8 protein-coding genes are annotated in these 9079 nt (G+C 66.3%); 1 reads left to right on the forward strand and 7 read right to left on the reverse strand.

All coding sequences use genetic code 11. From position 1 onward, the window contains the following. Positions 1-222: 222 nt before the first annotated feature. From ACQKDV_RS13415 to ACQKDV_RS13440, 6 genes are all read right to left on the reverse strand, one after another. On the reverse strand, positions 223-1113 hold the full coding sequence (locus ACQKDV_RS13415) for an amidohydrolase family protein (protein ID WP_427784258.1): 891 nt from the start codon (positions 1111-1113) through the stop codon (positions 223-225). Beyond that, positions 1113-2135, reverse strand: coding sequence for an amidohydrolase family protein (locus ACQKDV_RS13420; protein WP_427784261.1), 1023 nt, complete (start codon positions 2133-2135; stop codon positions 1113-1115). Before ACQKDV_RS13420 ends, ACQKDV_RS13415 begins: the two co-directional genes overlap by 1 nt. Before the next feature lie 23 nt (positions 2136-2158). Further along, positions 2159-3442 (reverse strand): carbohydrate porin, encoded by a 1284-nt coding sequence (locus tag ACQKDV_RS13425; RefSeq protein WP_427784262.1) that lies wholly within the window; start codon positions 3440-3442, stop codon positions 2159-2161. An 88-nt stretch (positions 3443-3530) separates the two neighbouring features. Beyond that, complete coding sequence (gene dctA, locus ACQKDV_RS13430; RefSeq protein ID WP_427784265.1) at positions 3531-4844, reverse strand: C4-dicarboxylate transporter DctA; 1314 nt, start codon at positions 4842-4844, stop codon at positions 3531-3533. A 43-nt stretch (positions 4845-4887) separates the two neighbouring features. Then, positions 4888-5943 carry a 4-oxalomesaconate tautomerase gene (locus ACQKDV_RS13435; protein WP_427784267.1) on the reverse strand — a complete coding sequence of 352 codons (1056 nt, stop codon included), beginning with the start codon at positions 5941-5943 and terminating at the stop codon, positions 4888-4890. Beyond that, on the reverse strand, positions 5936-6607 hold the full coding sequence (locus ACQKDV_RS13440; protein ID WP_427784269.1) for a 4-carboxy-4-hydroxy-2-oxoadipate aldolase/oxaloacetate decarboxylase: 672 nt from the start codon (positions 6605-6607) through the stop codon (positions 5936-5938). The genes ACQKDV_RS13435 and ACQKDV_RS13440 overlap by 8 nt, the downstream gene beginning before the upstream one ends. Before the next feature lie 100 nt (positions 6608-6707). On the opposite strand from ACQKDV_RS13440, the gene ACQKDV_RS13445 reads away from it, so the two are divergent. Continuing rightward, positions 6708-7955, forward strand: coding sequence for a LysR family transcriptional regulator (locus tag ACQKDV_RS13445; RefSeq protein ID WP_427784270.1), 1248 nt, complete (start codon positions 6708-6710; stop codon positions 7953-7955). Between the two features lie 208 nt (positions 7956-8163). Here ACQKDV_RS13445 and ACQKDV_RS13450 read toward each other — a convergent pair. Further along, positions 8164-9079: aconitase family protein (locus ACQKDV_RS13450; RefSeq protein ID WP_427784272.1), on the reverse strand; the 916-nt coding region annotated here is incomplete at its 5' end.

The raw sequence follows: 9079 nt of genomic DNA on the forward strand, positions 1-9079 counted from the left end.
CGAAGTAGATCCACGCCATGCGTGGATGCCTTTGTAGAGCCGAGCCCATGCTCGGCTCAGGCACTCCGTAGAAAGCAGCCGAGCACGGGCTCGGCTCTACAGCCCACTGCCTCGAAGACTCCCGCGGGCAGTAGATCCACGCCATGCGTGGATGCCTTGGTAGAGCCGAGCCCATGCTCGGCTCAGGCACTCCGTAGAAAGCAGCCGAGCACGGGCTCGGCTCTACACGCCCCAATACAACCGCATCGGATTGTCCACCAGCAGCTTCTGCTGCAACCCAGGCGTGGGTGCAATATGCGGAATCACATCCACCAGATGCCCGTCATCAGGCATGTGATCCTTCATGTTCGGGTGCGGCCAATCGGTGCCCCACAGCACGCGATCCGGGAACCGCTCCACCAGGTGCCGGGCGAACGGCACCACGTCGGCATACCCCGGCGGCCCCACCCGCGACAGCCGCTCGGGGCAGCTGACCTTGCTCCACACGTTGCCGTGCTCAGCCATCAACTGCACGAAGCGCTGGAACTCTGGCCCATCCACCGGCTGGCTGACATCCGGCCGGCCCATGTGGTCCACCACCACGGTGGTCGGCAACGAAGTGAAGAAATTCCAGCGCTCGGCCAGATCGGCCGCTTCAAAGTAGACCACCACGTGCCAGCCCAGGGGCGCGATACGGTCGATGATCGCGTGGTAATAGGCATCCGGCTTGGGATCGACCAGGCGGCGCACGAAATTGAACCGCACGCCACGCACACCGGCCGCATGCAGCTGCTGCAGTTCCTCGTCGCTGACCGTGTCACGCACGGTGGCCACGCCCCGCGCCAGGCCACCGCTGGCCTGCAGCGCATCGACCAGGGCGCGGTTGTCGGCACCGTGGCAGGTGGCCTGCACGATCACGTTGCGGCTGAACCCGAGGAAGTCACGCAGCGCGAACAGCTGCGCCTTGCCGGCGTCGCAGGGCGTGTACTTGCGCTCGGGCGCGTACGGGAACACATCGCCCGGCCCGAACACATGGCAGTGCGCGTCCACCGCACCCGGCGGCGGCACGAACCGTGGGCGGCTCGGCTGGGCACAGTAGTCCAGCCAGTCGGCATCCTTCTGGAACGCGGCCATCACAGCCCCCTCGCTTTCAGCTGGGCATCCAGCCGCGGATAGACGCGGCGGGCATTGCCTTCGAAGACCTTGCAGCGGTCCGCGTCGGACAGCGGCAACGCATCGACGTAACGGCGGGTGTCATCGAAGAAATGGCCTGTCTGCGGATCAATGCCACGCACCGCGCCCACCATTTCCGAACCGAACAGGATGTTGTCGATGTCGATCACCTCGAACAGCAGGTCGATGCCGGGCTGGTGGTACACGCAGGTATCGAAGTAGACGTTCTTCATCACATGCTCGGCCAGCGGCGGCTTGCCCAGCATGTCCGCCAGGCCACGGAAGCGCCCCCAATGGTACGGCACCGCGCCACCGCCATGCGGGATGATGAAGCGCAGCATCGGGAAATCACGGAACAGATCGCCCTGCAGGAACTGCATGAACGCGGTGGTATCGGCATTCAGGTAGTGGGCGCCGGTGGCGTGGAAGTTCGCATTGCAGCTGCCCGAGACATGCACCATCGCTGGCACGTCCAGTTCGACCATCTTTTCGAAGAACGGGTGCCAGGACCGATCGGTCAGCGGCAGACCATCCCAATGGCCGCCGGAAGGGTCAGGGTTGAGGTTGCAGCCCACGAAGCCAAGCTCGTTCACGCAGCGCTCCAGCTCGGCCACCGAATGCGCGATCGGCACACCCGGCGACTGCGGCAGCTGGCACACGCCGATGAACTGTTCCGGATACAGCTGCACCACCCGTGCAATCAGGTCGTTGCAGTGGCGCGTCCATTCGGTGCTGACCTGCTCATCGCCGATGTGGTGCGCCATGGTGCTGGCACGCGGCGAGAAGATGGTCATGTCCGCGCCGCGCTCGCGCAGCAGGCGCAGCTGGTTGGCCTCCACGCTGTCGCGCAGCTCGTCGTCGCTGATTACGGGATAGACTGCTGCCGGCAGCGAGCGGTCGTTGAAGTGGGCCACCTGCGCCTTGCGGAAGGCATCGTGGCCCGCAGGGGCCGTGGTGTAGTGGCCGTGGCAGTCGATGATCATGGGGGATCTCCTGGGGCAATGGATCACCAGCCGAACAGCTGGGCGAAATGCACATCCACGCGCAGGCCGACAATCAGCGCGTCGGGGATGTTGGTGGTGCGCGTGGGCGCGTAGATCGGGTCGGGGTTGATGACGTACTGCAGGTTCGGCATCAGGCGGATCCCCTTCTTCACCGCCCAGCCGTAGCTCAACTCAGTGATGATTTCATCGGCATGCGGTGCGCCGCTGCCGCCGTAACGGCTGCGACGGTCACGCAGGAAATCGATCTGCTGATTGCTGAGATGCGTATTGGAGACGAACAGGGCCAGGGTGTCCTGGTCGCGGCCAGCAAGCGTGCCGGTCTTGACGAAGCCGGCCGACACGAAATGACCTACCGGCGCCTCGTTGCCGGTATTGACGTACACACGCCCGAACACGGCCAGGTTGCGTTTGCCCTTGCCGCGCCAGACAGTCTGGTCGCCCATGGCGTACCAGCCCATGCGTGCGCCGTCCTGTGCAGCGGTCGGTTTGCCGGTCAGCGCCGCAGAGTTGCCGTTGGTGTCGAAGTACGGGCTCCTGCCACCGTCGCTGTTGCGGTACATGCCCACGCGGTAGGTCCGCGGCAGGCGGTCGTTGGCGAAACTGGTCTGGTAGCCCACTTCGTAGGCGCTGATGGTGCCGGTGCCCTCGCCCACCGAGAAATCCAGGCCGTTCTTGCCGGCCTTGTTGAGTTCGTTGTTGTAATCGAACACACCTGCCTGTGCGTACCAGCGGTCATCCACGTCGTAGCGCACGATGCCGGCCCAGGACGAGTTCGGGTAAGCGGTGATGCCCAGGTCGGTGATCGCGCCGTAGGGCGTCAGGCACATCGCATTGCTCATGAACACGCAGTTGAGCGGCGAGTTGTTGAAGTAGCTGTTCACCGGGGCACGGCCGGCGGTGATGCTCAGGCCGTTGTCGAAGCGGTGGCGGATGGTCAGCCGGGTCAGGCGGCCGCCGGCCACCGGCCGCCAGGTCTGCTGCGCACTGATCGAGTTGCCGATCTTCTCGCGCGCCAGGTTGCGCCCGGCAAACCAGGCCCATTGTGCATCCACATCGGTGCCGTGCACGCCGAACAGCTTGTCCAGGTCGAACTTCGATTGCGCCATCACCCAGTACGAGCCTTCGGTGCCCTGTTCGACACCGCCCACCGGGTTGTGGGCTACGTTGCCGACCAGGTCCAGGGTCAGATCGATGCCCTCGGGCACGCTGTGTTCAGCTGCAAAAGCGGGCGTTGCCAGAACGCTGGCAAGCAGCAGGTACAGCGGGGTACGCAGAAACTGCGGCATGTTCTCTCCCTTCCCGGCGCCGCCGGCGCCAAGGTGATGCATTCAATGGAAGCCACGCGCGGTGGCCGTCAGGACTCAGGCCATCGCCTCAGGCAGGCTGCGCGCCGAGCAGGCGCTGGCGGGTACGGCGGGTGCCGATCTGCGCCGCCATGGTCTTCTCATCCAGCTTGCCTTCCCATTTGGCAATCACCAGTACGGCAATCGCGTTGCCGATCAGATTCACGAAGGTCAGGCCTTCGGCCAGGATGCGGTGGATGCCCAGGATCAGGGCAATGCTGGCCACCGGAATGGTGCCGGTGGTGCCCAGGGTGGCGGCCAGCACCACGAACGCCGCGCCGGCCACGCCTGCCGCGCCCTTGGACGTCAGCAGAAGCACTGCGATCAGCCCCAGTTGGTGCCACACGGTCAGTTCGGTGTTGGTGGCCTGGGCCAGGAAGATCGCGACCGTGGTCAGGTACAGGCAGGTGCCATCCAGATTGAACGAGTAGCCGGCAGGAATCACGAAACCGACGACACCTTCCTCGCAGCCCAGCTTCTTCATCTTCTCGATCAGGCGCGGCAGCACGGTTTCGGTGGAGGTGGTCGCCGCCACGATGATGATCTCATCGCGCAGGTAGCCCAGCAGGCGCCACAGGCTGGCCCCGGTCCACCAGCACACCGTGCCCAGCACCAGTACGGTGAACAGCCCGCAGACCACGAAGAACTCGATGATCAGTTCGCCCAGCGACAGCAGCGAGGCCGCACCGAACTGGCCCACGGTGAAGGCGATGGCACCAAATGCACCGATCGGCGCCACGTACATGATGTAGCCGATGATCTTGAACAGCGCGCCGGAGACACTCTCGATCACGTCCATCACCGGCTTGCCGCGCTCGCCGACAGCGGCCAGCGCCACGCCGAACAGCACCGCCACGAACAGCACCTGCAGCACATGGGCCTCGGTAAAGGCGCTGACCAGGGTGTTGGGGATGATGGCCATGATGTAGGCCACGATCGACTGGTCATGCGCCGTGTGCACATAGCCTTGGATGCTGGCCATGTCGATGGTGGCCGCATCGATGTTCATGCCGGCGCCGGGCTTCCACAGATCCACGGCCACCAGGCCGATGATCAACGCGAGGATGGTGATCACCTCGAAGTAGATCAGCGACTTCAGCGCCAGCCGGCCCACGCTGCGCATGTCACGCATGCCGGCGATGCCGTGCACGACGGTGACGAAGATGATCGGCCCGATCATCATCCGGATCAGCTTGATGAAGCCATCGCCCAGCGGCTTCATCGCCGAGCCCAGGTCAGGCTGCAGCCAGCCCAGCAGAACGCCGATCACAGTGCCGGCCAACACCTGGAACCACAACTGGCCAAATATTCCAAAGCGGCCCGGCCGCTTCCCTACCACGGTCATGACAACCCTCCCAGGTCGCAGAGAATAGAAAGGCGCTGCCTGTTCAGTCGAACAGTTCGCCGTCGAACAGCTTCCGTGCGGTGCGCAGCATGGCCGCCCGGGCCACCTGGCCGTCCTCGTCCAGTTCAATCACGCAGGTCGTGGCCCCGCTGGGGTGCTCCACCGCCAGCGTCTGTGTCTGCCCACCCGGCAGGCGCGCCAGGGCATGGGCTGGTGAATCCGGCAACAGGCACGCCGTGGCCACCGTCACCGCCCCCAGCACGCCGATGGAGGCATGGCAGCGGTGCGGGATGAACGAACGCACGCAGATCACGCCGCCGTCAGCCGGTGCGGCAACCAGCATCATCTTGGGCACCGACTTTTCCGCCACGTCGCCCAGGTTCATCTTCGGCCCCGCCTGCAGGCGGATCGCCTCCAGCCGCGCCTTCAGTACGTCGTCGGCATCCAGCGTGGCGCGGTCCTCATGCCCGCTGATGCCCAGATCGGACGCCTGCAGCACCACGCAGGGCATGCCGTTGTCGATCAGGGTCATCGGCACGCCGTCAATCAGGTCCACCGCGTTACCGGTCGGCAGCAGCGCGCCGCAGCTGGAACCGGCAGTGTCCTCGAAGGCCAGCGGCACCTGCGCGGCACTGCCCGGCACGCCATCGATGCGCGCCTCACCGGCATAGCTCACCTGCCCACCCGGCGTCTGCACGCTGGCGGTGGCCAGGGTGCCGGTGTTGGCCATGTAGATCCGCACCTCGGTCACCCCGTCACGCGCCTGTACCAAGCCGCGCTCGATGGAGAAGGGACCGACGCCGGCCAGCATGTTGCCGCAGTTCTGTGCATCGCTCACCAGCGCCTGGTCCACGAAGACCTGCAGGAACAGATAGTCGACATCGGCGTCCCCGCGCTGCGAAGGCGAGACGACCGCGACCTTGGAGGTCAGCGGGTCGCCACCGCCCATGCCGTCGATCTGGCGCACGTCCGGCGAACCGTAGGCGCGCAGCAGGAACGCGTCGCGCGCGGCCGCGTCGGCGGGCAGGTCCTGGGCGAGGAAGAATCCGCCCTTGGACGTGCCGCCGCGCATCCACATCGCGCGCACGCCCTTACTCATAGCGCAGGCCCTTGGCAGCCAGGCGCTCGCGCATCGCGTAGATGTCCAGGCCAAGCTCGCCCCGGGCCAGGCGCTCGCGTTTGTCGGTCTCGCGTGCCTCGCGTGCCTGGGCTTCGGCCGCCACCCGCGCCGCGTCAGTGCGCGGCACGATGCAGACGCCGTCATCGTCGGCAATCACCACGTCGCCCGCATTGACCAGGGCACCGCCACAGACCAGCGGCACGTTCACCGAACCCAGGGTCTCCTTCACCGTACCCTGCGCGTGCACGGCGCGGCTCCACACCGGGAACCCCATAGCGGCCAGCTCGCGCACATCGCGCACACCCGCGTCGATGACCAGGCCGCGGCAACCGCGCGCCTGCGCCGAGGTCGCCAGAAGGTCGCCGAAGTAGCCATCGCTGCAGTCGCTGGTCGGCGCCACCACCAGGATGTCGCCCTCGCCGAGCTGCTCGATGGCCACGTGCATCATCCAGTTGTCGCCCGGCGGCACCGACACGGTGACCGCACTACCGGCAATGCGCGCGCCGCTGTAGATCGGGCGCAGGCGTGGGTGCAGCAGGCCGCTGCGGCCCTGCGCCTCGTGCACGGTGGCCACGCCGGCTTCAGCCAATGACTGGATCAGCGCCGGTGCGGCGCGCTCGATACGGGTGATGACGCGGGACATCCATCCATCCTTCGTTGGCGACGGCACAGTCTGTTCCGCGCCCTACCGCCCCTCAAGATCGTTTTTCGTGCGCCCCATTCGATATGGTTATAGTTGTGCCATGGAAGCGCTTGCCGAACTTAACCTGAAACATCTGCACGCACTGGTGGCCGTGCACGCGCACGGGGGTATCAGTGCTGCAGCGCCACACATCAATCTGTCCCAGCCCGCTCTCACCCAGGCCATTGCACGGCTGGAACGGCAGCTGGATGCGCCGCTGTTCGATCGCCAGCCCGGTGGCATGGTTGCGACCGAGGCCACGCGTCTGCTGGCACCCCGCATCGAACGCGCCCTCGCCTACCTCGCCAGTGGCGTGCGCGCCGCCCGGCGCGCCGCGCGCCTGCCCGCACTGGCGAGCATCGAGCGGCGGCTGACCCTGAGCCAGCTGCGCGCCCTCAACGCCGTGGACAGCGCCGGCAGCTTCACCCTGGCGGCGGCACGCGCGGGCATCTCGCAGCCGGCGATGCACCGCGCCGTACGCGAACTGGAAGCGGTGATCGAAGTGCCGCTGCTGCAGCGGCGTGGCAAGGCCCTGCTGGCCACGCCTGCCGCCACCCGCCTGCTGCGCTGGGTGCGGCTGGCCCTCTCCGAGCTGGCAACCGGGCTGGATGAACTGGCCGCGACCCGCGACCAGCACGGCGGCCGCCTGGCCATCGGGGTGATGCCGCTGGCGCGTGCCCTGCTGCTGCCGCAGGCGCTGGCACGCTTCGCGCGGGCGTGGCCGGCCGCCACGGTGAACGTGGTGGAGGGCCCCTTCTCGGAATTGTTGTCTGACCTGCGCGAAGGCAGCCTGGACCTGCTGGTCGGCGCCATGCGCGATCTCAGTGCAGTACCTGACGTCGTGCAGGAAGGCCTGTTCGACGATGACCCGGTCATCGTCGGTCGTGCCGATCATCCCTTGACCGCGCAGCAGCCGTGGCGTTTCGAGCAGCTGCTGGATTACCCCTGGGTGATCCCCACCACCGGCGCACCGGTGCGCGCACGCTGGGAAAAGATGTTCCGCGACAACAGCCATGAGCCACCCGTGCTGCGCATCGAGTGTGGCTCGCTGGTCATCACCCGCGGCCTGCTGCTGGAGGATGACTGGCTGACCCTGATGTCGCGGGACCAGTTCCTGATCGAACGCCAGGCCGGCCTGCTGGCCGATCTGGGCCTGGCAGGTCGCGCACTGCGTCGCCGTATCGGCCTGACCACCCGCGCCGACTGGCACCCCACCCGGCCGCAGCAGGCTTTCCTGCAGACCTTCCGCAACGTCTGTGCCGAGCGCAGCGGTGATGGCCCGGACGCCTGGCCGTTCCGCTACCGCTGAAACTGCATGGGGCGCCTTTCGTAGAGCCTAGCCCATGCTCGGCTGCCTCTTGCCTTTGTAGAGCCGAGCCCATGCTCGGCTGGGCAGTCGCGAACAGCAGCCGAGCATCGGCTCGGCTCTACAGCCGGCGGGCGCGCGAAAAAAAACCCCGGCTTGCACCGGGGGTTCTTCGTTTCAATGCACTGCCGGCCAGCGGCCGGCACTACCCTCAGGCAGCGACCGTCCTGGCCACGTCCTGGTATTCCTCGATCTGGTCGAAGTTCATGTAGCGGTAGATTTCCGCGCCGCTCTTGGCAATCACGCCCACATCGGCCATGTACTCTTCCTTGGTCGGGATGCGGCCCAGGCGCGAGCAGATCGCGGCCAGCTCGGCCGAACCCAGGTACACGTTGGTGTTGCGGCCCAGACGATTCGGGAAGTTGCGGGTCGAGGTCGACATCGCGGTGGAGCCTTCGCGGATCTGCGCCTGGTTGCCCATGCACAGCGAGCAGCCCGGCATTTCCATGCGCGCGCCAGTCGCACCGAAGGTGCCGTACACGCCTTCCTTGGTCAGCTCCGAGGCATCCATCTTGGTCGGCGGGGCCACCCACAGGCGGGTCGGCAGATCGCGCTTGCCTTCCAGCAGCTTCGCAGCGGCACGGAAGTGACCGATGTTGGTCATGCACGAACCGATGAACACTTCGTCGATCTTGGCGCCAGCCACTTCAGACAGGGTCTTCACGTCGTCCGGGTCGTTCGGGCAGGCCACGATCGGCTCGTGGATGTCGGCCAGGTCGATCTCGATGACGGCAGCGTATTCGGCGTCGGCATCCGGCTCCAGCAGCTCCGGGTTGGCCAGCCAGGCTTCCATCTTCTCGATACGGCGCTGCAGCGAACGCGGATCCTGGTAACCCTCGGCAATCATCCACTTCAGCAGGGTGATGTTGCTGGTCAGGTACTCGATGATCGGCTCCTTGTTCAGGCGCACCGAGCAACCGGCCGCCGAACGCTCGGCCGAGGCATCGGACAGTTCGAACGCCTGTTCAACCTTCAGCTCCGGCAGGCCTTCGATTTCCAGGATGCGGCCGGAGCAAGGCCGGCTGAGGCCTGCAACGGTTTTTGTAGCGTCGAGCCATGCTCGACTG

This window comes from Stenotrophomonas sp. NPDC077659, assembly GCF_050268705.1.
Lineage (GTDB): Bacteria > Pseudomonadota > Gammaproteobacteria > Xanthomonadales > Xanthomonadaceae > Stenotrophomonas.

Excerpts from the sequence above, each read along its gene's own strand:
- ACQKDV_RS13415 (WP_427784258.1), bottom strand. The coding sequence starts at position 1,113 with ATGGCCGCGTTCCAGAAGGATGCCGACTGGCTGGACTACTGTGCCCAG.
- ACQKDV_RS13420 (WP_427784261.1), bottom strand. The coding sequence starts at position 2,135 with ATGATCATCGACTGCCACGGCCACTACACCACGGCCCCTGCGGGCCAC.
- ACQKDV_RS13425 (WP_427784262.1), bottom strand. The coding sequence starts at position 3,442 with ATGCCGCAGTTTCTGCGTACCCCGCTGTACCTGCTGCTTGCCAGCGTT.
- dctA (WP_427784265.1), bottom strand. The coding sequence starts at position 4,844 with ATGACCGTGGTAGGGAAGCGGCCGGGCCGCTTTGGAATATTTGGCCAG.
- ACQKDV_RS13435 (WP_427784267.1), bottom strand. The coding sequence starts at position 5,943 with ATGAGTAAGGGCGTGCGCGCGATGTGGATGCGCGGCGGCACGTCCAAG.
- ACQKDV_RS13440 (WP_427784269.1), bottom strand. The coding sequence starts at position 6,607 with ATGTCCCGCGTCATCACCCGTATCGAGCGCGCCGCACCGGCGCTGATC.
- ACQKDV_RS13445 (WP_427784270.1), top strand. The coding sequence starts at position 6,708 with ATGGAAGCGCTTGCCGAACTTAACCTGAAACATCTGCACGCACTGGTG.